We start from the raw sequence: 21157 nt of genomic DNA on the forward strand, positions 1-21157 counted from the left end.
TTTGTACAGATATGCAGTACAACTTCACGAAAAAAGGAAAGTCCACAGGCTTAGCGCACTATTTTTAAAGTGCCGAGGCAGTTCACTAAACGCACTAAAGTTTTTAAATTTCTTGATGTTAGCCACCCAACCCACCATTTAGCGTCTATATTTCTGTTAAGCCCCCTCTTCAATTCAAGGATGATGAATAGCAAAGCGCGATTTGCCACTAAAGTGGCACTAAGTTTGACTCTCGCTTATCTCATACCCTTTGCTATGGGATGGCCTCAAGCTTCCACGGCTGCGACTACCGTTATGCTCATTGCATCGACGGGGAGCCAGCGTGAGTCTTTTGAAAAAGGCAGTCTCAGAGTACTTGGCACCATTGTCGGTGCTGTTATCGGACTAATTTTAGTGGGTGCTTTCGCTCAAGACCGCTTTTTGTACATGTTAAGCGTGTCTATTGTGGTGTCGTTTATTTTTTACTTTCGTAACGCCTATCAAAGCGACCCTACTCTACTCATGCTGACGGCTGTCATGACGCTAATGATGTCAAACGGTGGCGATGCCGAAGGTGCATTTCTGTATGGTGTCGACCGTGCTTATATGACGGTATTTGGAGTGACGATATACACCTTGGTTGGCGTCTATTTATTCCCCAGTAAAGCAGAGCAAAACCTCACTGCGCTGCTTCAAGAAACCTTAGACATCCAACAAAAAACCTTCGCCGCAATTTCCTCATCTTTGCCAGGTATGGCGACTTCCGCTTCGAATGATATTCAACCAAATGAGGCAAAAGACGAAACTGGTGAACGTGATTCTGCCGAAAACACGACTCCATCCATCGACGATCTAGTCGAAAAACTGTTCTCCGCACAAACCACGCTTGAGCAGCGCTTCAACGTCATAAAAAAGGAGAGTAGCGAAGTCGCCGCGTACATGCATGAGTGGAAATTGGTCATCCACCACAGTCAGAAAATTACCCAACTCCTTGCGACTGCGTCAAGCGCGCGCTTCAACCATGAAGACACCAATGATTACTTGGCCGAGTTCCCTACGTTTGTCACGCAAATTGAAACGCTGCTCTCGCAAAGTCAGCAGTTTTTAGCTTCACCTGAGGGTGGAGAGTCATTTCGCTTTGAAGAGAAGAAGCTGCAAGTTGATGAAGCAAGATTAGCAGCAAGCGGTCACCTTTCCAGGGCTTCGGTGTTGACCTTGGGCTATCTAGTGAATCGGCTTTATGATAACGCAGGTAAGCTTGCTGAAGCGGTTAGCTGTATTGACTCCATCACTAAAGTGGTGTCGTTTAAAGAAACGCTTCCTCCAATGCCGAGTGCCTTTTTGTGGTGGGATGCAGAAAATTTTAAAACGTCGATTAAAGTCTTCGTCACTTACTGGGTCGCAGGTGGTTTATGGATTATGTTTAACCCACCTGGTGGTTACAGCTTTGTGATTTTCTCCACCATATTTATGGCTGTCCTGTCTTTTATGCCGCTTCATCCTAAAGCGCTGGGATTTCTGTTCACATTCGGTTTTTTATTCGCTATCCCCGCCTATGTGTTTATTTTGCCCGCGCTAGAGCTCGGAATTGAACTCGCACTGTTCCTATTTATTTATACCTTTATCGGCTTTTACCTATTTAAAGGGCCTATCACCATCTTCTTTATGTTGGGTATGTTTGTGCTTGGGATAGACAACACTATGACCTATCACTTTGGCATCATTCTTACCGTCATGACGTTGTTTTACCTCGTGGTGATGATGATAGTGTTCTCACACTACTTTCCTTTTTCCAGCAAAGCGGAGCATCTATTTTTAACCGTTAGGCAGCGACTTTTCTTTCACTTACACCGTTTGCTGCTCGGCATGCAAAATATCAAACCAAACTGGCTAACAAGAGTGCGCCTCGCATTGCACGTCAAAACCGCCAATGTTGCCGCTAAAAAGCTGGTGCTTTGGGCAAGTAAGGTCGACGTGAGCTATTTCGATAACAATAGCCAACAACACTTAGTTCACTACGCCAAACGCTGCGGAGTATTAATAGGACATGTGAATAACCTCGTTGCTGCACAAACAATTCTGAAAAATAACTCATTGATTACTAAGCTTAGAGAGACTCACATTGATACTGTTTTGCCAAGCCTCCTCAGAGTGCATGGGCTCGAGGTGAATGGTGTCGCCCGATCAAACAGTCATGCTTATTTCGAGCAGGCTGAGCAAGACTACACCCAAGCGGAACAAGCTCTGGAAACCTTTTTCGAGTCGCTCGACTTGGACGAGATAGACAAAAATGACATTGCAGGCTTCTACCTATTTCTTCATCTAAAAAGAAATCTGTATGAATCACTGAAAAATGTTGAAGAGGCTGGTCGAGATATCGATTTGGAGAACCTCAAAATGCATCGATTTTAGGGACGAAATAATGATGAGCTATCGGCTATTCATAGCCTTTATTACGACTATGTTGATGACTGCCTGTACCACACTTGGCCCTGAATTTGAGCCGAGCAGCAAGGTGGTGCTTCCTCAGTCATGGAGTGACAGTGAAACAGAATCGAGCACACAATCAACGGCGAACTGGTGGCAACAATTTAACGACCCGACTCTCAATCAACTTGTAGAGAAAGCCGCTAAGCAAAACCTAGATGTCGAGGCCGCTGGACTTCGAATCTTGCAGGCCAGAGCCGTATTAGGCATTGCCGATGGTCTGCGTTACCCACAAGCACAGGCAATATCGGGCAACCTGGCTCGAGCCTATGTAAATGAAAGTTCCTTTAACAACGCCGCCATCAGTTTCGACGCAGGTTGGGAAATGGACGTCTGGGGTAAATACGCTCGCGGTATTGAAGCCGCGCAGGCAACCTACTACGCCTCTATTGCCTCTTATAACGATATATTGGTGACCATCACTTCAGAAGTGGCTCGCAACTACATCAACTATCGTTCGTTCCAAGAGCGCATGTTACTTTCTCAGCGAAACATCGAAATTCAAGAGCGTGTTGTCAATATCACTCGAGTTCAATTTGAGTCCGGTAACGTCACCGAGCTCGACGTGCAGCAAGCGAGAAACCAACTATTCACCACCAAAGCGGCACTGCCCGCGCTTGAGATTGCCATGTTGCAAGCGCGCAATGCACTTGCTGTTTTGCTCGGTTTGCTGCCAGAACAGGTCGACCCTTTACTTGAAGATGGGATGAATCAAAGGCTCGCTGAATATGAACAGCGTTTTCGTTCATCAGGGTCAAAATCTCTGATATCAGAAGATGAGGATGGGTCAATTGTGCCTGCGGCGCCAGCACTTGCCTCCAATATCGACGCAAGCTTGGTCATGAGACGTCCAGATCTGCAAGTCGCAGAACTTCAAGCCCATGCCCAAAGTGCACAAATTGGTGTAGCAGAAACCGCGCTCTATCCTAGCTTTTCCTTATTTGGCTCGATTGGTATCGACAGCTCAGTTCCGTCAGGTTCAAGCTTTAGCTTCAATGACTCACTGACATTAGTGGCAGGTCCTTCCTTTAGCTGGAACATTTTTCAATACGGCCGAGTTAAAAATAACATTCGCCTTGAAGACGCCCGTTTCCAAGAGACCATGACCAACTACAACAAGAAGGTTCTACAAGCGGTGCAAGAAGTCACTAACGCCATGGAAGCCTACGAACTCTATGTCGAGCAAAAAGCACTTCGTCTTCAATCGGTCAACGCATCGGTGCGAGCATTCAATATCTCTCTTACTCAATATGAGAACGGCCAAATCTCGTTTGAACGCCTGCTCAATTCGGTAGAAAAAATGACTCGCAGTGAAGATAGCTACGCACAAATCAAGGGCAACGTCGCCAACCAGGTCGTCGCGCTTTACAAGTCACTCGGGGGCGGTTGGCAAATCCAATCTGGGCAAAGCTTTGTGTCTCCAGACAACATTGAGCAGATGAAACAACGAACGGATTGGGATAACCAACTCAACGATGACAATACGGTGCTTCCTGATCTGATGTTTAGGACTGCGCACAATAAGGAGGAGCCATAGATGCCACACGAACTCGCTTGGGGCGACATCTACTTTTCACCGCTACTCCTCGTAGTATGTATGGCGATTGTCGCCACATGGATTACGGTGATCATTATGAACAAAACTAAGTTGTCGCGATTTGTCGCATTTCCTTCACTAACGTTCCTCGCCATCGTGGTGATGTACGTTGTTGCCTTCGACCACTTTGTGATTAGGTTTTAGGAGCCTCCGAATGAAGAAATCCATTATTATCGTCCTGAACTTAGTCATACTTGGCGGCGCGGCCTGGTTTGGGTATCAGAAGTACCAAGACTATTTCAATAACCCTTGGACGCGCGATGGCCAAGTAAGGGCGAACATAATCAAAGTCGCGCCACGTGTCTCAGGCCCCATTGTTAACGTTGCTATTACAGATAACCAAAGAGTGCATAAAGGCGATCTTCTTTTTGAGATTGACCCAGAGACTTACCAGGTTGCATTGGCTCAAGCGGAAGTTGCACTTGAGCAATCCATCATCAGCTCAAAGGGCAAAAAAATCGAATACGACCGCTTGCTCGATATACGTAAAAAAGACAAAGGCGCAGTATCGCACAAAGATCTGATTCGACGTGAAATCGCTTATCAAGAGTCCCTACTCAAAATCAAAGCGTCAGAGGAAAAACTGAAATCCGCCAAGCTTAATCTAAGCTATACCCGTGTAGCGGCCTCTGTCGATGGGTTTGTTTCCAACCTCGATATTCGCACTGGTACGCAGGCTGTGGCCAACCAACCGTTATTAGCCCTCATAGATGAAAATAGCTTTTGGGTATTCGGCTTTTTCAGAGAAAATCAACTGCCACAAATCAAACCAGGTAGTGACGCTCAAGTCACTTTAATGTCGCACCCAGACACACCTTTAGAAGCTACGGTCGACTCCATTGGCTGGGGGATTGCCCCCAAAGATGGCACCGTGGGTTACAACTTACTGCCTAATGTGAACCCTGTATTCCAGTGGATTCGACTCGCGCAGCGTATTCCGGTGCGTATTTCGATTAAGGAATTACCTGAAGGGGTTCATCTAAGATTTGGTCTATCGGCTTCTATTATGGTGATGGAAGACACGGAATAAAGTGCCACGCGCTAGTGAACAATATGGAAACGGGTGGCAAAGCAGCAAGGACAGATAACATGAAAGTAGGAAATCGCCTTAAAAACATCAATGAAGAAAACAATTTCTTCTATTTGACTCTCGCCTTAATTGCCTTATTGATTAGCGGTGCTTTGGCAGAAGTTGTGGGTAGTGGTGCTATCGAGCGTGTTCTTCAAGTCACTATTGTCATTACCTTTATCGTCTGTTTTGCGAGCCTTAGGTTTGATAAAAACTGGTCACGACTTCTGAAAACACTCGCTCTGTGCTGGGTTGCCGTCATTATTTTTAAACTCATATTCGAGCGACGTGAAATGGATATCGCCATGCTGGCGATCACCTTTTGCTTCTTCTTTGGAACATTCAAATCCACAGCAAGGCAGGTACTGTTTCATGGCAAGGTAAATACCAACAAAGTCATCGGCTCAGTCGCATTATTTCTCCTGCTTGGCTTAATGTGGGCTATCGTTTATTTGGTAGTCATTGAATATTCACCTGGCGCATTTACCGGTATGGAAGCGATTTCTTGGGGAGAGAACTTCTCAAATGCAGCCTATTTTAGTTTCGTTACACTAACAACATTAGGTTATGGCGACATAAGTCCAGTGACGCCACTGGCGCAAGTAGTGGTGTATTTGGAGGCGATTGTCGGCGTATTTTATATGGCAATCGTCGTATCGAGTTTAGTCAGTGCAAATTTGCAACACAGGGAACAACAAAATGGATAGACAAACCGAACAACGTCAAAGCAAGCTCTTTGTCAATAATATGGTGGAGTCGGCTATTCGAATCGGCTTACTCGTACTTTTGCTCAGTTTTACTTACGACATCATTAAGCCGTTCATTATTCCGGTGTTGTGGGGGGCAATCATTGCCGTAGCCTTATTGCCCGTCACTAAAAAGCTTGAACGTTCGCTTGGTGGTAAGCGAGGGTTAGCCTCTACACTAGTTGCTTTGATTGGTATCTCAATTCTAGTTATCCCATTTGCGTTGGTGTCAGGCTCAATTTATGACGGCGTTGCACATACGACGGAGGTACTGCAAAGCGGTGAGATTAAGATCCCTGGTCCAACAAACAAAATCGCCGAAATCCCTATCATCGGTGACAAGCTGTATAGTATCTGGAACTTGTTTGCGACCAACATTGAAAAAGGCATTCAGCAGTTCTTGCCTGAAATTAAAGGCTTCTTAGGCACCATAGCTTCTATCCTTGGTGGCGCACTGACAAGTCTTATCATGTTCATCATCTCACTGGCGATAGCCGGTGGCTTTATGGCTCACGCAGAAAAAATATCTGGTGCACTAGAAACCGTCGCGGTGCGAACCGTTGGTAAAAAAGCAGAACAATGGGCGAACTTAATGGCCGCTACTATTCGCAGTGTATTGCTGGGCGTTGTCGGTGTTGCCTTTATTCAAGCAGCCATTATTGGCGCTGCGATGTTTGTATTCAAAGTACCAGCCGCTGGTTTACTTACTCTTGCAACCTTGATTTTATGTATCGCTCAGCTTCCCGCGCTTTTGATTGTCGCTCCGGTGATTTTCTACGTTTATTCAACAGGCGATGGCACCAGCACCACAATATTTACGATCTGGGCATTGGCCGGCGGTCTTTCTGATAATTTCCTAAAACCTATGTTAATGGGGCGTGGTGTTGACGTTCCGATGCCTATCATCCTAATCGGTGCTATTGGCGGGATGCTCTTTGCGGGCATCATAGGCTTGTTCTTGGGAGCAATTGTCTTAGCGATTTGGTATGAGTTGTTCTTGTTCTGGATAAACTATGAAACGCAGAGTGAGCTAACCGAGTCAAAGCAAAGTGAGGAAGAGGTCGAAGACTACCGAATATAACTTTTGTCTCTGATTGTTTTTAGAGACTTAATCAAAGATCTGCGAATACATGGCCTTGTTCGTGCGTTACCGCTAACAACAAGGCTATGTTGGTTTTGAAGATGATGAATTATTTTTCCGCAATAACAAGGCCATGATTACTTGCACCCAATAAGCTCGGTTCCTGGCAGGTTGCTAAGTGATAGTTAAGCCAAGACTGGTATTGAGTGGGTGTAAATCGATTAACTCCTTGGTCTAAATATCGGTTAAAGCCATCTGTAGATGCATGAGCTGTGACTTGAAAGTCTGCTCCTTTGACTAGCGACTCCATCTCCGCTGGTGAAGCAAAGTAGCCAACATTGAAAAAACCATCCGCTTCCTGGTTTGAAACGGTGCCTTTTGAGTGCAATTCACCAAGTATCTCAGGCGTAATCAGGTGAGGAAAACGTTGAGCAAATAATCCAGCAACAAAAAACTTAGAAATATAAGCTATCGCAAGCACTCCACCTGGCTTCAAAATGCGCTTAGCTTCTTGAATCGCTTGCTGACGCTCGTGCTCAGTTTTCAAGTGGTAAAGCGGCCCCAAGATGACACATAAATCTTGAGATTCATCCTCGATAAAAGGCACATGGCAAGCATTCCCTTCATGGATATCTAGCGCTAAACCTTGTTTCAAAGCATTCTCTTTTAGCAAACGCACTTGATCGGGTACTAACTCAACGGCAGTAACATGACACCCCTGACTAGCAAACTCTAGAGAATAACGCCCTGTCGCTGCCCCCAGTTCACTAACCTGTTTCCCTTTGCCAAGATAATCACTCAGTAAATGCATAGTCGTATCGTATTCAAGCTGGGTAATATACTGACGAGTCAAGCGCGAATGCTCGTCTGCATCTGTATATTGGGCAATTAATGCATCCATTGCGAAGTCCTTTAATTTTTATGATTGAAGATTTAGCTGTGTGACCAGTTTTACATTCCAGACCGTTTCCCCATGGCGAATGAGATGAACTTGAGACATAAGCTTTCCTTGTAAAACCGTCACTTAGCAACAATATGCCACTAAACCCATAACCAAGTAAACCACATGAACATTCATTGCAATCACACCAAGCCTACATCTGAGTCTCACTTGGGTATATACTCCCTAGCACGCCACACACTCGTGTAAAGACGACTTAAGCAACCTTAGTTCCTATTCTTACCCTATTATGCAGCTGTCCAACTTCAAATATAAAACGCGAAAGGGCCCTGACTATCGTCATGGCGAACAGGTTTCTTTTTTAGATATCAAGCAGACGTTTGGCATTGGCAGCATTCGTGTTGGAAGTTGGGTAAACTCGGAAGAGAAAGATCTCGCCGCTAACCTTATCTTTGATTCATTGGCTGATTTGGCGTTTTTCCTCGCACTTCCAGCTAAGGCTATCGGCCTGCGTGGCAATCTGAATCTTGCTTTTGGCACTGGTGGCCGTAAAGGAGTACAGGCGCACTATGCTCCCAATCAGAGAGAGTTGGCACTTGCTAAAAATGCGGGCGCTGGCGCCCTAGCGCACGAATTCTGGCACGCGTTTGACCATTACATTGCAGAGAAAGCCTTTGATATTGGTGACCGTTCAGGCCCGCAGACAAAAATACTGTTCGCGAGTGATTGTTGGCTTACCAATACTAAACACTTACCTCATCCTTTAAATGAACGGTTACTTAACGTATTTGATACTGTGCTGTTAAGCAGTGATGGTTTGGATCGACACGACTATGTTTCTCGAAGTGTCAAAGCAGATCAAGCCGCAGGTGCCAACTACTTTTCTCAGCCAACTGAAATGATGGCTCGAGCATTTGAGGCTGTCATTGAATCATGCTCAGAGATTGAAAACTCGTACCTCGTTGCAGGTACCGAGAAACAAGATCTTATCGCGTTGTATCCAGATATGCACCATCGCCAAACCATCAGTGATGCACTGCTGGCATACTTTAAACCGCTTGGAGAAGCGCTAAGCCGATAGCTTTTCAACGCTTATACTGATAGTCACCAAAATAGACATCAGCTTGCTCTACTGACCACAGCGGCTGCTTTGCCATGACTTTGGAAAAAAACGGGCTATTTAGATAACGAGTCAACCAGTCACGTACCTTGGGATAAGGCGCTTCTCGAAACCACTGCTTGTCGATACGAGCGAACTTTCTAATAAATGGCAGTAAGGCGATATCAACGAGGCTTTCGCGCTCTCCAAACAGAAACGGGTGCTCTGAAAGACGAAGTTCGAGCTTGGCCAGCTCACGCTCACATTCTTGCCGCAGAGGGTTCATTGAATCTTCATGGTAGCGTTTAGCGCATCCAAACGCGTTGAGTGCTGGGTCAAAATCTCGTTCAAATCCCTCAATCAATGTCAGCATAATTGGAAGCTGATTGTGACTATCCTCTCCCAATAATCCATGAGGATCATTTTTCGACAACGCCCAAACCATGATATCCAAACTTTGTTCTAGAACGTGCGTCTCATCAGCCAACAGCGATTGCTGACTTTCTGAAACCACGAGTACCGGCACACTGGCCTTTGGAGAGGCTTGCAGGAGTTCGGCGGGCTTATTGTCTAGCTTAATTGAGCGAATACGTACTCGTTGCTGAGCTTTAATCAGCGCCATCCGAGCACGTATTGCAAAAGGGCAATTGTGCAGAGAATAAAGAATGGGCATGGATTCCACTATTAACATCCTCTGACGCTTTGTGCCTCATAAGCCACTATCTTACCACTCGAATTACTCTTGAGGCTTGTTGTTATCTCTATCCACATAGGGCCAGTAATGGTGCCCTACTCGAATAAGCAAAGTCGCGGCCGCCAAAACAAATGCCGCTACCGATAGCCAAACGACTATGGTTGCGTCCATTTCTTTCATCCCAAGTGTGATATAGCGAGCAATGGCCATCATGGCAATATAGATTGGATATCTAACTGGAATTTTTCCGTTCACGACGAACTGCTGCACCATAGCGAGAACTTCTAGGTAAATAAACATCAGCAGGATATCAGTGAGCAGCACTCGACGTTCAGTAAAGACGTGCATGAACTCTTCAACCATGGCGTAAATGGTGGCAAGCGTAATCGCCACCAGCAGCACGGCTTCGAGCACATAAAATATTTTTAAAAACGGCTTACTAAACGATTTAGGTAAATGTGAAGGCATAAACTTTCTAAGTTATTGTTAGTTATGTTTTTACTCTAGCACATTTTTACAGGGATAAAGAATACGCACCATAGCACATTTACTCCTTTCGCCCTGTTGACTCTCTAGCACCTCTAACATGAACTTATTGCCCTTGTACCTAACAACTAGGGAAACGGATGCCCAAACAGATTGGTGTTGGTGAGTTTGACCATAAGATAGCGTAATATGTTCGCAAGGAAGCATCCCAACCAAATAAATATACGCCGCTAACACCACGATAAAACTCACTAAAATGACCAATAGTCCTTTTGTTGAAGAAAGAGATCTTGTGCTATTCAAGAATGAAAAAGCCCGAGTAATACGAGCTTTGGTTACGATAAAACAGCACAACTAACAATTAACTTGTGAGCTCTTCCGTCACTGCCTGTTTTTTCGGGCTAGCCAGGACAAGTCCAATCACTATCATCAAGATAGTTGGTACGACCCAAGTAGCAAAGTACTTGTATAGCGGCATGCTATTCTCAAACCAAATGTTCATTGAATCCGGTATGTGCCCTAGAACATGCAACGCATCGACACAGCCAAAAACAAGTGCAGTGAAAGCAGAGAAAACAATCATAGCACGAGATAGTTTGTTTCGAATTGGTGCAATTAGCATTAGAGCGATGGCTACTGGGTGCAGCGCCACAACGGCTGGCAGTGTTATTGCAAGCAACTGTTCTAAACCAACGTTAGCAATTAGTCCCGCAAGCACCATAGTAATGACAACAGAACCTTTGTATGACAGTTTGGTAAATGTTTTGTCATAAAATTCGCTGCCAGCTGTTGTCACTCCAATCGCTGTCGTTAAACAAGCAAGTACCATCACAGCACCAAGCAACAGCGAACCGAAAGCACCAAAGTGATTAAAGGCAAAGGCCGTTAAAATATCCCCACCGTTACCAAACTCGGCTGCTAAGTAAGAGCTAGTGGAGCCGATATAAGACAGAGATACATAGACAAAAGCCATGGCGACAGCATACATCATAGCGGCTATCAGAGTGTATCGCGCTGTCAACCTTGGACACTCTATTCCCATACTGCGAATAGCACGGAAAATAATCCAACCAAAGCCAATGGAGCCTAACGCATCCATGGTCATATAGCCTTGAGTGAGACCCTCAGAGAAAGCATTGTTAATATACGACCCACTTGCACGGGTTAAATCGCCTGCTGGATAGATGAGAGCAGTCACCGACATTACCAACAAAATAGCCATCAACGCAGGTGTCAAAATCTTTCCCAGAGTATCGATGAGTTTACCTGGGTATAGTGCAAACAAAATGGTGACCAAGCAAAAAATAGCTGTGAATGGGAGTAGAGCAGACTCCCCGAAAATCGGTGCAAAACTGAATTGATATGCAACGGTGATAGCTCTAGGTATTACAAATGCAGGACCGATGACAATAAATACCATCACCCAAAAGCTTGTTGCCAATGGTTTTGGCAATGCGGAGGTCAATTTGTCTGAACCATTAACAATAGCAACCATTACTAACGCCATTGCGGGAAGACCAACACCAGTGAGCAAAAACCCGAGCATACCACTGAGATAGTTTTCTCCTGCTTGATAGCCCAAAAATGGTGGAAAGATAAGGTTGCCAGCCCCCAAGTACATGGCAAACGTCATAAAGCCTAGTGCGGCAATATTGCGAGCGCTTAACATCGCGATTCCTCATACAAATCATTTAGCGGACAAAGACCCTAATGTAGATGAGACATTTAACGCAACCGCTCAGAACCAAATAAGTCATAGCTTGCAAGATTTAGACAAAAGTCAGAACTTATCACCAATAATAGCCAAACAAGCAGCTATAAAGCCTATTCGCAGTACAAATGATAGCCACCCAACCCCCTTTCCATCTTAATTATATTCTCAATACCAATACTAATTCGGCATCAACACCTCATCACTATTTGTGCTCGTAGTTCTTGCTCCAGTTGATTCAATTTCTCCAAAGCACGCTGGTCTATTCGCAGATCAGGCATTTTCAATATTTTATCTACACAACACCGTTGAGCCTTTGTTCTCAATAAATGCGATTCAGTTAACACTTATCGTCCAAACTAGTATGAAAGGTCGACTAGCGCCTGTTATCTACTAACTTGTTTTCACATCATTCGCGTTAGGAACGAAAACCATGAGTGAAAATCAAAGACGTCACTATCGACTTACCTATCCAACTAAAGAGCGACCGACGCTGCATTTAGCCAATCACAGTTACGAGGTATTGCAGATTGCAGAAAGTAATATCGTTATTTCAACAGAGCGGACTTCGCTGAATGCGGAGTACATATTCCAAGGAGAGATTGCATTTAATGATGGCACCAGCGACAGTGTCGCGGGCGCAGTGCTAAAAAATGATGAGCAGCAAGCGATCATCTCACTCACTGAGACATTATCTTTCAAACGTTTGATGTCTGAACAACGCCGAATTCGAGTGACTTATCCAGCGTTTGATTTTAGTGACTGAGAACTAATTTGGCTCTATATAACAGCGAATAAGCAGTATCGATGATGAAAACCTAACGCACATCGATACTGCATTTAGGGCGAGTGCTTTCGTATCTGCGAGCTTTCTAGCTCAATCCCGCAAACACCACTTTCCGATAACCTTTACTTACCCACTACCAAGGTTACCAAAAAGCAAACACAGGCTATCACTAGTAAGGTGATTTCTTTTCTGCGCATAAACGCTCCTTTTGTTTCACGATTAAAAAACCGATAGTGCACGAGTGCTTATCCAGAGATAGGTAGGCACTCGGCAATTTACTTATCTTTGCGCCACATCTTGTAGCCATTCCAATACATGCTTTTGCTGAGTAGGTGCGCAGCGACTGGCGCCGTCAACAGGATAAACAGCATGGTACCGAGAACTCGGGAGACAACGGTCACGTCTGGCATACCTACTGCCACAGCAGCCAATAATGCGGTCAACCCCATGGTGTTAGCTTTAGTCGAGGCATGCATTCGCGTATAGAGATCCGGCATACGCAGTACCCCAATACTCGCCACCAGCACAAAGAAAGTGCCTAAACAGAGTAAAAGCCCAGTTAAAAACGTCATGACTTGCCCCCTTCCTCAAGATTCTTCTGATTTTCCGCTTCATTTTGTTGCTGGTTTTGCTTAGCAATAAAACCAGCAAACGCGATAGTGCCTAAAAACGCCACCAATCCGAGCGTGATCGCCACGTCAAGTAGCGACTTTTGGCCACTCGCTAGTGTGTGCACAGCAATAAAACCAACCGTGATAAAGGCAATAAGATCCAGTGCAACCACTCGGTCAGCGAGCGTCGGCCCTTTAATCAATCGGATAAACACCAACACCAAACTAAACAGCATGCCTACATAGGCAAAATTGATACTAAATGACAGCCAGCTATCCACGTGTCACCTCCAGAATTCGTTTTTCCATCCCATTCTTTATTGAGCGAATCACATCGTCGTGATCTGGTGCGAACATGGCATGAACAACCAAATGTTTCTTATCTTCAGTCACATCCAGACTCAAGCTGCCTGGGGTAAGTGACACCATGTTTGCCAGCAGCGTGATCTCAAGATCTGAGGTGACATCCAACGGCACATAAATGATGTCTGGATCACTTAGATGGGTGGGCGTGACAACGTCCCACACAACATGAGCGGCGGACACCAGCATTTCGTAGCAAAAATAAAGAAACAGCTTTATCGAAGCACTGAACCGTTTGAAGTAACTCGATTTAAGCCCAAACGGCTGGCTCAACCTAAGAGCGAAATAGCCCACCACAAAACCGGTGACGAAACTCAAGCCGGTATACTCACCATTGAGCATCATCCATGCGCCACCCAAGAAGACATTTAGGAAGAAATAATTCATGCGCCACCTCCTAAAACGGCGTTGATATAAGCGCTAGGTTCGAGAAGTTGCTCTGCTGCGGTAAAGGCAAACTGAAAGAACGGCTCTGCTGCAAAGCCAATAACCAAGGTCATTGAAGTCAACACAACGATTGGCGCGTAATAAAGCGCTCTGGTTTTGCTGCACAGTTTTTCTACAGGCATCTCTCCGTCTTGCTTAGACGGTTTGGCCTTCCAAAACACCTCACTCCAGATCTTGGTCATTGAGAAGATAGTAAGCAGGCCAACAAACAGTGCGACACCAGCTAGCATGTAGTACTCGTTTTGCAGGCTATCTTTGATGACCAAGAACTTGCCCCAAAACCCTGATAATGGTGGGAAGCCAGCCAGTGAAAACGCTGGTACTAAGAACAAGAACGCAAGCCAAGGCGTCGCTTTGTACATGCCACCTAACTCACTTAACTCGCTAGTTTGATGCTTACGCTCGACAAGACCGCCTATCAAAAACAGATTCGCTTTGACGATTATGTGGTGCACGATGTAGAAAATAGCGCCCGCCAAAGCAAGCGGTGTATACAGTGCTAGTCCCATCACCATGTAGCCAATTTGGCTGATGATGTGGAAAGAGAGGATTTTCTTTACGTTATATTGGCTCGCGGCTCCCAGTACGCCTGTCAGCATCGTCAGCGCAGCCACCCAAATCATCAGAGGCTGCCAGCCACTGTCGGCCAAAGGAAATACCAAGGTAAACACACGCATTAGCGCATAAATACCCACCTTGGTCAGTAGCGCAGCGAATAGTGCCACTACACCACTTGGCAACGTGTGGTATGACGCAGGCAGCCACGCAAACAATGGAAATAACGCTGATTTAACCGCAAAGCCAAACAGGAATAATGCCGCAAGCAATACCTTGGTTTGTGGTGCAATGTCTGCCGCCTTACTGTGTAAGTCAGCCAAACTCAGCGTACCGGTTGCGCCGTATAGCAGACCAATCGCCAACAAGAACATCAGCGTCGAGATAAAGTTCAGCATTACATACTTTACCGCGCCATCAACTTGCTTACGATTCGCATCCAGCACCATAAGGCCAAATGACGCGATCAGCATAACTTCAAACCAAACGTAAAGGTTGAAGATATCACCGGTTAAGAATGCGCCGTACACACCTGCTAAAAGCACATGAATCAGCGAATGAAATACGCCGTAGGACGGTTTCTGCTTTAGATCCGCCATGGCATAAAACACACTTACCACACCGATAATGGCGGTAATGACCACCATCGCTGCCGCTAAAAAATCGGCGACGAACACGATGCCAAATGGCGCTGCCCACTGGCCGAATGCGACTGCTTGAGGGCCGTGGTCTAAAACGCCATTCAATAACAACACACTGCCTAGCAAAGTAAACAGTGCACTGGTGCCACTTACTGCTTCAGCAAGCTTATGGTTATGTCTGGCGAAGAACACTAACACAGCGGTCAAGACAGACATGATAACAGGCAAGGTTAACCACATTGACATTACACCTGCTCCTCTGAGTACTTCATTTCATCAATATCTGCTGACTGCGTTTCTTCATAAGCGCGGTAGAACAGCACCAAAGCAAACACTAAGAGCCCAAAGCCAATCACAATGGCCGTTAAGATCAGCGCTTGTGGTAACGGGTTCGCAGCATCCATATGTGGCACGACAGAATCAGCATCAATGAGCGGCGGATTTCCTGGCGTTAGTCGACCTGCATTAAAGATGGCTAGATTGACTGCGCTACTCAGCAAAGTCAGACCAAATAGGACTCTGAGCAAATGTCTTTCCAGCATCAAATAAATACCAGATGCGACAAACACACCAACAACAACACTCCACAACATTTCCATCAGTCCATCTCCTCCGTTACATGGAGGATCATTCCCATCACCCCACCAATGACACCCAGATAAATACCAATATCGAAAATTAATGGCGTACCCAGTGGCAGTACATCTTTCCACCAAAGACCCGTTAGGAATGGCAGATTAAACACTAAGCTCACGGCACCCGCGGCAAAACTAATGAAGACACCGAGCATAGCGATGCTGAACGGCGCGTAATGCAGCCTTTCTCGCACATACTGTGGAGACTCGGCAAACATGAGCAGCGACAGACCAATAACGGCGATCAGCGCACCGATAAAACCACCACCCGGAGAGTTATGACCGCGCATGAGTAGATAAAGCGAGAACACCAACATAAGGGCGGCAACGATGTGCGATGCCGTACCTAAGATAAGTGACTTCACCTTGGTCGATGGCACACTGCCAGGTTTAAGTAGGCTCACCGCACACAGGCCAGCTAGTGCCACAACCAGTACCTCACCAAAGGTATCGAAGGCGCGGAAATCAACCAAAATGACGTTGACGATGTTGCGGCCATGACCGCCCGGTACGCTTTGCTCATTAAAGAACTGAGAAACCGACATATCGATAGGTTCGGCGGTAATAGAAATCAGCACCATAGCAACGGCAACGCCTATTGAACCCGCAACCAGGGCGTGCAGAGCGCGGCGACCTTTGGAGTGCTGCTTCACCGTCGATAGTTTTGGTAAATGACGCATTAGCAGTACTAAGAAGACCACCATCAAGGTTTCAACCAATAGCTGAGTCTTAGCGACATCGGGTGCGCTATAAATCATGAACACCAATGTGGTCATGAAGCCAATCATGCCGAGAGCTGCGACCGCTAAGAATTTTGTTCTGGAAATAATCACCACGAAGGACGACGCGATGAGTAGAGCTGCTATAACGACTTCGTAAAGCTTGATACCCTCCAGTCGACCTGTAAATTGACTAAACGACATCGGAGTATGGGAAATAAGCAGCACCGCCAAGGTTCCAAATGAAAGCAGTCCATAAACACTCATTCGTTTTGTCTGAAGCAAGTTCGTTTGCCACTTCGCAAAGCTCACCATAGCGTGCAGCAGATTATCGAAGACACGATTTGCACACGGCATTTTTGACAACTGACGATCAAGCAATGTGGTCAGTGACGGATACACTTTATAAAGCAGCACGCCCAGTGCCAAAGTCACAACACTCAGGATGAGCGGCGTGTTGATACCATGCCACATTTTCACTGGCTCAGGCGTCGACACCGGCGCTATCGTGGTCACGCCAGGAATAATCACTTGCTCATTAAGCCACCCTAGACCAATGACCGTCGCCAAAACGCTGATGATGGCCAGCATAAATGGTGGCATCCACAACCCTTTATTGAGTTCAACGGGCTTAACTTGTGTCGGCTCACCTTGATGACGTGTAGTAAAAGGTTTAATTAACAGCGCCATAACCAGTGTCACGGTAAGCGCATTCACTAATACCATCAGAAAGACTGCCCAATTGCTGACTTCCAACCCCGCTTTGTACATGTACTCCTTACCCAAAAAGCCAGGAAGAGGCGGCACACCAGAGGTCGAAAGCACAGCAACAACCGCGGCGACAAAGCTGATTTTTAGCACAGAACGTAAACCACGAAGCTGACTGATTTCACGTGTGCCCGCTGCTTTATCAATGTTGCCGACCACCATGAACAGGCCAGCTTTGTACAGGGCATGAGCAACAATCAGCATCAGTGCCGACTTAAGTGCTACGTCACTTCCAATACCAAGCAAAAAGGTCAGCTTTCCGAGTACTACGGTCGTGCTGTATGCCAACATGAGTTTCAAATCAGTTTGCTTGAGCGCCATCAGCGCGCACCACAACGCAGTAAAACCGCCGAGTAAGGTCAGCGTATAGAACCAGACCTCTGAGTGAGAATAGATGGGTGATACCACTGCCAGCAGGTAGATACCCGCTTTAACCATTGTAGCGGAGTGCAGATAAGCACTCACTGGCGTTGGCGCTGCCATTGCATTAGGCAGCCAGAAGTGAAACGGGAACTGAGCAGACTTAGTCAGCGCACCCAACAAAATAAGAACCAAAGAGGGTAAAAACAGAGCGTGATTTGAGATCTCGCCTACTTGCGCCAAGATACTGGTCAGCTCATAGCTGCCCGCCATGGAGCCAAGCATAATCAGGCCAGCAAGTAATGCTAACCCACCAGCGCCCGTAATAAGCAGTGATTGCAGCGCATTCTTTCGAGACTTGAGCGCTTCGTGGTTAAAGCCGATGAGCAGATACGAGGTAACCGTCGTCAATTCCCAAAATACAAACAATAGCAACACATTATCGCTGAGAACAACGCCAAGCATGGCGACCATAAACGCGGTCAAGTAACAGTGAAATGCGAGTCTCTGTTTGTGCTCTTTAAGATAAGCCAGCGCATAGATCTGCACCATAGTACCGATACCGCTAATCAAGCAAGCAAACAGAAACGATAGTCCATCCAGCCGGAAACTTAACGCCAGACCTAGGCTCGGAACCCAAGGAAAACTCCAACTGACGCCCTGAGGATCATACAACGACAAGACGGTTGTTAAGATCAAAAACGGAAACAACGCAAAAAGGCCAAATAGCGGAGACGACGAACTCTGGCCTCTACCGCTGCTCTGGCTTTGTATCCCGCTATTTATTACGGCTCTCTCGATACTCAAGTTAACACTCACTTCTCTCTTTCTCTGCACATAGTGAGTTGGTTGTCTTTCTCCCTTCTTGGGCTCCCTGATAAAAACATCGGAAATTCCGAACCAAAAACCACATATGCAATACAAAATTCGAACTTAATTCTATCCTCGAATGGTTACAAGGCTCTAGGTAGGAACTGTAAGATTTGATTGAAGAGTTAAAAGAAGCGTTTCTTTGGATGTAAAAGTTCGACTATTTGCAGCGAAGTATTGCGATCTCAACAAAATTCATGAGCATTTGTAACGAACTGTCACAGCAAGGGAAATTAAGCGGAGGAAGCAATAACGTGAGTATCCCCCGGAGATAGGGATAAACGGCTAAGTGTGGCGTAGTAAAAAGTAAAACGCCCGAAATGATTGACCACATTTCGGGCGAGGAGTTCCAAGCGATAGCTTATTGTGGAGATTCGATGTTCATCTCATTTAGCCCACCGGCATTGTGAAGTGCTGTGAAGCCTTTAGACTCCATATAAGCCAGTGCTTGCCCAGAGCGATTACCACTGCGGCAGTAAAGCACTATAGGTTGAGACTTATCGAGTGCAGCGATGTGCTTGTCCAACTCAGAAAGTGGATAGTTGACGGCTTGGTCTAAATGCCCAGCATTAAACTCTTCTGGAGTACGAACGTCGATGACCATTGCGCCTTGCTCAATCATTTGCCAGCCCTGTTTTGCTCGTTCACTGGCATGAGCGGCCCCTAAAACAAACAATAAACTAAGTACAATATAGCGAGACATAACCTTCATTCTTCCCTCCTTGAGCATCACACTGAGCAGCCGTTGTCTAAAACAAGTCTAGCGTAGCCTCTCTAGCACAATGTTTTGGTCTAGATGTTCATGATACGGCTGATAGTCAAAACCGCGATCAAATATATAGGCCGTTACCAATGAACGAACGCAACTCACAAGCTCTTCGGCCTTCCAAGGCTTCTCAAAGTAGTGGCTGACACCCGCAGTGTTAATCGCAGTAATGGTATCTGAGTGCGTCGCTTGACCAGTGAGCAGCACCTTTTTTGTTTCTTTGAATCGACTGTCACCTGAAAGCTCAGTCAGCAGCTCTACCCCGGTCATTCCCGGCATCACATGATCCGAGACAATCACCGCGATACTTTCACCTTCCGCATCAAGGTCTTCAATAAGATCCAGTACTTCTTCGCCCGACTCACAGTCTTCAATATTCAGCCAGCTTGATAGCGGCTCAAGATCTTGAATGACGGCGCTGAGTACTTCTCTCTGGTCATCCACACAAATGACGTTAAGCTTCTCCATATGCTTCTCCTACTGGTAACTTGACGCGAAAGATAGTGCGTGTTTCATCGCTTTTAACAGCAATCGTGCCACCTATCTCGCTGACGATTCTTTTCACAATTGATAGTCCTAACCCCAAGCCAAAAGACAGTCCGCCTTTTTTTGTTGTGAAGTTAGGCTGAAAGATTTTTCGGCGTGTGGACTCATCGATTTCCGGTCCATTATTGGCAATGGTCACCAGAATACGTTGATTCACAAACTTGGTTTGAATATCGATATTGGGCGCATCCGTTTGGGAAAGTGCATCACAAGCATTCTTTAAAATGTTGCTCCAAATCTGCACATACTCCGTCGATGCCCCTTTTATTAACGGCAGAACCGCTGGTTGAACACGAACTGACACCCTTCTCAAATCACTTTGCAACAGTGCTAGTGCTTTATTGATGGTATCGTTTATATCAAGCAGCTCATCGGGCTCACCATCAGTACGCCCGAGTTGCTTCACAGATTTGACGATGCCAACGGTATGCCTCGCAGCAATTTTGAGGTCGTGTAGATCCCGTCCCATCCCCCAGTATTTGAGCGCTTTCTGAGGATCATGCAACCAAGACTCGGGGACTGGGTTATTGCCTAGCGCTCTCGCCAGTTGCTTAGCCGTGTCTCTCTCTAAGCGATAATCACTTTGGTAACGCTTGGCAATTCGGCGTACCTCACTGGAAGAAACCGTTTGACCGAGCATCAGACCGACATCGAAATAGCCACTGACTTCCGGGTGTAGCTCTTCAAGGAGTTGCAACAAATCTTGCTGCATTCGTTCTGTTTTGCTGCTCACCACGCCAATGGCATTATTCAACTCATGTGCAATCCCAGCCGCTAATTGACCCAAGGTGGTCATCTGCTCCGCAGTATGCAGGCGTTGAAGCGCTTTCTCTTTGGCTAGTGCTTCTTGCTTAGCGCGCCTTTGACGTCTTGATAGCTCATTGACCATCACCGGCATAAACTGGGCACTCAATGGACCGTATTGCTGCGGTTCGACTGGCTCAGTATGTTTATCTATCCAAGCCAGCGTCACTTTGGTTTTAGCAATCACCGTCGATGAAGCGACCCAGGTACCAGAAAAGAAACTGTGCACACCAATAAATGCCCCATTCGAGGCATTGAAGAGCTTCGTGAGCTTGCCATCTTGTTCACTTTCAAAGTAGCCCTCAAGCTCTCCTTCTAGCACGTAATACAGACGGTCATTGTGCGCTTCTTGGCGCAGCACCACCTCTTCGGCATCGAAAGTAACTTGACGACTTGGCTCTGAAAAATAATGACGAACCAACAAATCCATTGGCA

The 21157-nt window shown here is 46.1% G+C and carries 21 protein-coding genes; 8 read left to right on the forward strand and 13 right to left on the reverse strand.

What is annotated here, in order from left to right; translation table 11 throughout:
* Window positions 1-183: 183 nt before the first annotated feature.
* Genes ACVA6Q_RS12135 through ACVA6Q_RS12160 form a run of 6 tightly spaced genes read left to right on the forward strand, consistent with a single transcriptional unit; the run spans window position 184 to window position 6959 of the window.
* Window positions 184-2391 carry an FUSC family protein gene (locus ACVA6Q_RS12135; protein WP_446647772.1) on the forward strand — a complete coding sequence of 736 codons (2208 nt, stop codon included), beginning with the start codon at window positions 184-186 and terminating at the stop codon, window positions 2389-2391.
* 10 nt (window positions 2392-2401) lie between these two features.
* On the forward strand, window positions 2402-4003 hold the full coding sequence (locus tag ACVA6Q_RS12140; protein ID WP_446647680.1) for a TolC family protein: 1602 nt from the start codon (window positions 2402-2404) through the stop codon (window positions 4001-4003).
* Window positions 4004-4207: a DUF1656 domain-containing protein gene (locus ACVA6Q_RS12145; RefSeq protein ID WP_042498270.1), complete on the forward strand. Its 204-nt coding sequence runs from the start codon at window positions 4004-4006 to the stop codon at window positions 4205-4207.
* A gap of 10 nt (window positions 4208-4217) precedes the next feature.
* Window positions 4218-5093, forward strand: coding sequence for an HlyD family secretion protein (locus ACVA6Q_RS12150; RefSeq protein WP_446647681.1), 876 nt, complete (start codon window positions 4218-4220; stop codon window positions 5091-5093).
* 59 nt (window positions 5094-5152) lie between these two features.
* Window positions 5153-5839 (forward strand): potassium channel family protein, encoded by a 687-nt coding sequence (locus tag ACVA6Q_RS12155; protein ID WP_446647682.1) that lies wholly within the window; start codon window positions 5153-5155, stop codon window positions 5837-5839.
* Window positions 5832-6959: an AI-2E family transporter gene (locus ACVA6Q_RS12160; RefSeq protein ID WP_446647683.1), complete on the forward strand. Its 1128-nt coding sequence runs from the start codon at window positions 5832-5834 to the stop codon at window positions 6957-6959. The genes ACVA6Q_RS12155 and ACVA6Q_RS12160 overlap by 8 nt, the downstream gene beginning before the upstream one ends.
* 109 nt (window positions 6960-7068) lie before the next feature.
* On the opposite strand, the gene ACVA6Q_RS12165 is transcribed toward ACVA6Q_RS12160, so the two are convergent.
* Window positions 7069-7860, reverse strand: coding sequence for a class I SAM-dependent methyltransferase (locus ACVA6Q_RS12165; protein ID WP_446647684.1), 792 nt, complete (start codon window positions 7858-7860; stop codon window positions 7069-7071).
* A gap of 289 nt (window positions 7861-8149) precedes the next feature.
* Between ACVA6Q_RS12165 and ACVA6Q_RS12170 the strand changes: the two genes are divergently transcribed.
* Window positions 8150-8941: a CLCA_X family protein gene (locus ACVA6Q_RS12170; protein WP_446647685.1), complete on the forward strand. Its 792-nt coding sequence runs from the start codon at window positions 8150-8152 to the stop codon at window positions 8939-8941.
* A 4-nt stretch (window positions 8942-8945) separates the two neighbouring features.
* Here ACVA6Q_RS12170 and ACVA6Q_RS12175 read toward each other — a convergent pair whose 3' ends face one another.
* The 3 genes from ACVA6Q_RS12175 to brnQ form a co-directional block, all read right to left on the reverse strand.
* Window positions 8946-9632, reverse strand: coding sequence for a glutathione S-transferase (locus ACVA6Q_RS12175; RefSeq protein WP_446647773.1), 687 nt, complete (start codon window positions 9630-9632; stop codon window positions 8946-8948).
* Between the two features lie 63 nt (window positions 9633-9695).
* The gene (locus ACVA6Q_RS12180) at window positions 9696-10121 is read right to left on the reverse strand and encodes a phosphate-starvation-inducible protein PsiE (RefSeq protein WP_353498512.1); all 426 of its coding nucleotides are present in this window, start codon (window positions 10119-10121) and stop codon (window positions 9696-9698) included.
* A gap of 379 nt (window positions 10122-10500) precedes the next feature.
* A complete protein-coding gene (brnQ, locus tag ACVA6Q_RS12185) occupies window positions 10501-11808 on the reverse strand; it encodes a branched-chain amino acid transport system II carrier protein (protein ID WP_446647686.1) in 1308 nt (435 codons plus the stop codon).
* A 475-nt stretch (window positions 11809-12283) separates the two neighbouring features.
* On the opposite strand from brnQ, the gene ACVA6Q_RS12190 reads away from it, so the two are divergent.
* Window positions 12284-12616 (forward strand): hypothetical protein, encoded by a 333-nt coding sequence (locus tag ACVA6Q_RS12190; RefSeq protein ID WP_446647687.1) that lies wholly within the window; start codon window positions 12284-12286, stop codon window positions 12614-12616.
* A gap of 296 nt (window positions 12617-12912) precedes the next feature.
* Here the strand turns inward: ACVA6Q_RS12190 and mnhG are convergent, their stop codons facing one another.
* The 9 genes from mnhG to ACVA6Q_RS12235 all read right to left on the reverse strand — a co-directional run bounded on the left by mnhG (window position 12913) and on the right by ACVA6Q_RS12235 (window position 21152).
* Window positions 12913-13209 (reverse strand): monovalent cation/H(+) antiporter subunit G, encoded by a 297-nt coding sequence (mnhG, locus tag ACVA6Q_RS12195; RefSeq protein ID WP_042498239.1) that lies wholly within the window; start codon window positions 13207-13209, stop codon window positions 12913-12915.
* Complete coding sequence (locus tag ACVA6Q_RS12200) at window positions 13206-13529, reverse strand: cation:proton antiporter (protein ID WP_446647688.1); 324 nt, start codon at window positions 13527-13529, stop codon at window positions 13206-13208. The genes mnhG and ACVA6Q_RS12200 overlap by 4 nt, the downstream gene beginning before the upstream one ends.
* On the reverse strand, window positions 13522-13998 hold the full coding sequence (locus ACVA6Q_RS12205; RefSeq protein ID WP_353498508.1) for a Na+/H+ antiporter subunit E: 477 nt from the start codon (window positions 13996-13998) through the stop codon (window positions 13522-13524). Before ACVA6Q_RS12205 ends, ACVA6Q_RS12200 begins: the two co-directional genes overlap by 8 nt.
* Entirely contained in the window at window positions 13995-15500 is a 1506-nt protein-coding gene (locus ACVA6Q_RS12210) for a proton-conducting transporter transmembrane domain-containing protein (protein ID WP_446647689.1), read from the reverse strand. Before ACVA6Q_RS12210 ends, ACVA6Q_RS12205 begins: the two co-directional genes overlap by 4 nt.
* Window positions 15500-15853, reverse strand: coding sequence for a Na+/H+ antiporter subunit C (locus tag ACVA6Q_RS12215; protein WP_446647690.1), 354 nt, complete (start codon window positions 15851-15853; stop codon window positions 15500-15502). Before ACVA6Q_RS12215 ends, ACVA6Q_RS12210 begins: the two co-directional genes overlap by 1 nt.
* Window positions 15853-18510, reverse strand: a complete 2658-nt coding sequence (gene mbhE, locus ACVA6Q_RS12220) for a hydrogen gas-evolving membrane-bound hydrogenase subunit E (RefSeq protein WP_446647774.1) — start codon at window positions 18508-18510, stop codon at window positions 15853-15855. Before mbhE ends, ACVA6Q_RS12215 begins: the two co-directional genes overlap by 1 nt.
* 457 nt (window positions 18511-18967) lie before the next feature.
* Window positions 18968-19318 (reverse strand): rhodanese-like domain-containing protein, encoded by a 351-nt coding sequence (locus ACVA6Q_RS12225; RefSeq protein ID WP_446647691.1) that lies wholly within the window; start codon window positions 19316-19318, stop codon window positions 18968-18970.
* A gap of 48 nt (window positions 19319-19366) precedes the next feature.
* Entirely contained in the window at window positions 19367-19840 is a 474-nt protein-coding gene (locus tag ACVA6Q_RS12230; RefSeq protein ID WP_353498503.1) for a response regulator, read from the reverse strand.
* A complete protein-coding gene (locus tag ACVA6Q_RS12235; RefSeq protein ID WP_446647692.1) occupies window positions 19827-21152 on the reverse strand; it encodes an ATP-binding protein in 1326 nt (441 codons plus the stop codon). The genes ACVA6Q_RS12230 and ACVA6Q_RS12235 overlap by 14 nt, the downstream gene beginning before the upstream one ends.
* Window positions 21153-21157: the final 5 nt, after the last annotated feature.

It is taken from the genome of Vibrio sp. DNB22_10_4, assembly GCF_052879755.1.

What these genes read in the sequence shown, in the direction of transcription:
- ACVA6Q_RS12135 (WP_446647772.1), top strand. Translation starts at nt 184, where the DNA reads ATGAATAGCAAAGCGCGATTTGCCACTAAAGTGGCACTAAGTTTGACT.
- ACVA6Q_RS12140 (WP_446647680.1), top strand. Translation starts at nt 2,402, where the DNA reads ATGATGAGCTATCGGCTATTCATAGCCTTTATTACGACTATGTTGATG.
- ACVA6Q_RS12145 (WP_042498270.1), top strand. Translation starts at nt 4,004, where the DNA reads ATGCCACACGAACTCGCTTGGGGCGACATCTACTTTTCACCGCTACTC.
- ACVA6Q_RS12150 (WP_446647681.1), top strand. Translation starts at nt 4,218, where the DNA reads ATGAAGAAATCCATTATTATCGTCCTGAACTTAGTCATACTTGGCGGC.
- ACVA6Q_RS12155 (WP_446647682.1), top strand. Translation starts at nt 5,153, where the DNA reads ATGAAAGTAGGAAATCGCCTTAAAAACATCAATGAAGAAAACAATTTC.
- ACVA6Q_RS12160 (WP_446647683.1), top strand. Translation starts at nt 5,832, where the DNA reads ATGGATAGACAAACCGAACAACGTCAAAGCAAGCTCTTTGTCAATAAT.
- ACVA6Q_RS12165 (WP_446647684.1), bottom strand. Translation starts at nt 7,860, where the DNA reads ATGGATGCATTAATTGCCCAATATACAGATGCAGACGAGCATTCGCGC.
- ACVA6Q_RS12170 (WP_446647685.1), top strand. Translation starts at nt 8,150, where the DNA reads ATGCAGCTGTCCAACTTCAAATATAAAACGCGAAAGGGCCCTGACTAT.
- ACVA6Q_RS12175 (WP_446647773.1), bottom strand. Translation starts at nt 9,632, where the DNA reads ATGCCCATTCTTTATTCTCTGCACAATTGCCCTTTTGCAATACGTGCT.
- ACVA6Q_RS12180 (WP_353498512.1), bottom strand. Translation starts at nt 10,121, where the DNA reads ATGCCTTCACATTTACCTAAATCGTTTAGTAAGCCGTTTTTAAAAATA.
- brnQ (WP_446647686.1), bottom strand. Translation starts at nt 11,808, where the DNA reads ATGTTAAGCGCTCGCAATATTGCCGCACTAGGCTTTATGACGTTTGCC.
- ACVA6Q_RS12190 (WP_446647687.1), top strand. Translation starts at nt 12,284, where the DNA reads ATGAGTGAAAATCAAAGACGTCACTATCGACTTACCTATCCAACTAAA.
- mnhG (WP_042498239.1), bottom strand. Translation starts at nt 13,209, where the DNA reads ATGACGTTTTTAACTGGGCTTTTACTCTGTTTAGGCACTTTCTTTGTG.
- ACVA6Q_RS12205 (WP_353498508.1), bottom strand. Translation starts at nt 13,998, where the DNA reads ATGAATTATTTCTTCCTAAATGTCTTCTTGGGTGGCGCATGGATGATG.
- ACVA6Q_RS12210 (WP_446647689.1), bottom strand. Translation starts at nt 15,500, where the DNA reads ATGTCAATGTGGTTAACCTTGCCTGTTATCATGTCTGTCTTGACCGCT.
- ACVA6Q_RS12215 (WP_446647690.1), bottom strand. Translation starts at nt 15,853, where the DNA reads ATGGAAATGTTGTGGAGTGTTGTTGTTGGTGTGTTTGTCGCATCTGGT.
- ACVA6Q_RS12225 (WP_446647691.1), bottom strand. Translation starts at nt 19,318, where the DNA reads ATGAAGGTTATGTCTCGCTATATTGTACTTAGTTTATTGTTTGTTTTA.
- ACVA6Q_RS12230 (WP_353498503.1), bottom strand. Translation starts at nt 19,840, where the DNA reads ATGGAGAAGCTTAACGTCATTTGTGTGGATGACCAGAGAGAAGTACTC.
- ACVA6Q_RS12235 (WP_446647692.1), bottom strand. Translation starts at nt 21,152, where the DNA reads ATGGATTTGTTGGTTCGTCATTATTTTTCAGAGCCAAGTCGTCAAGTT.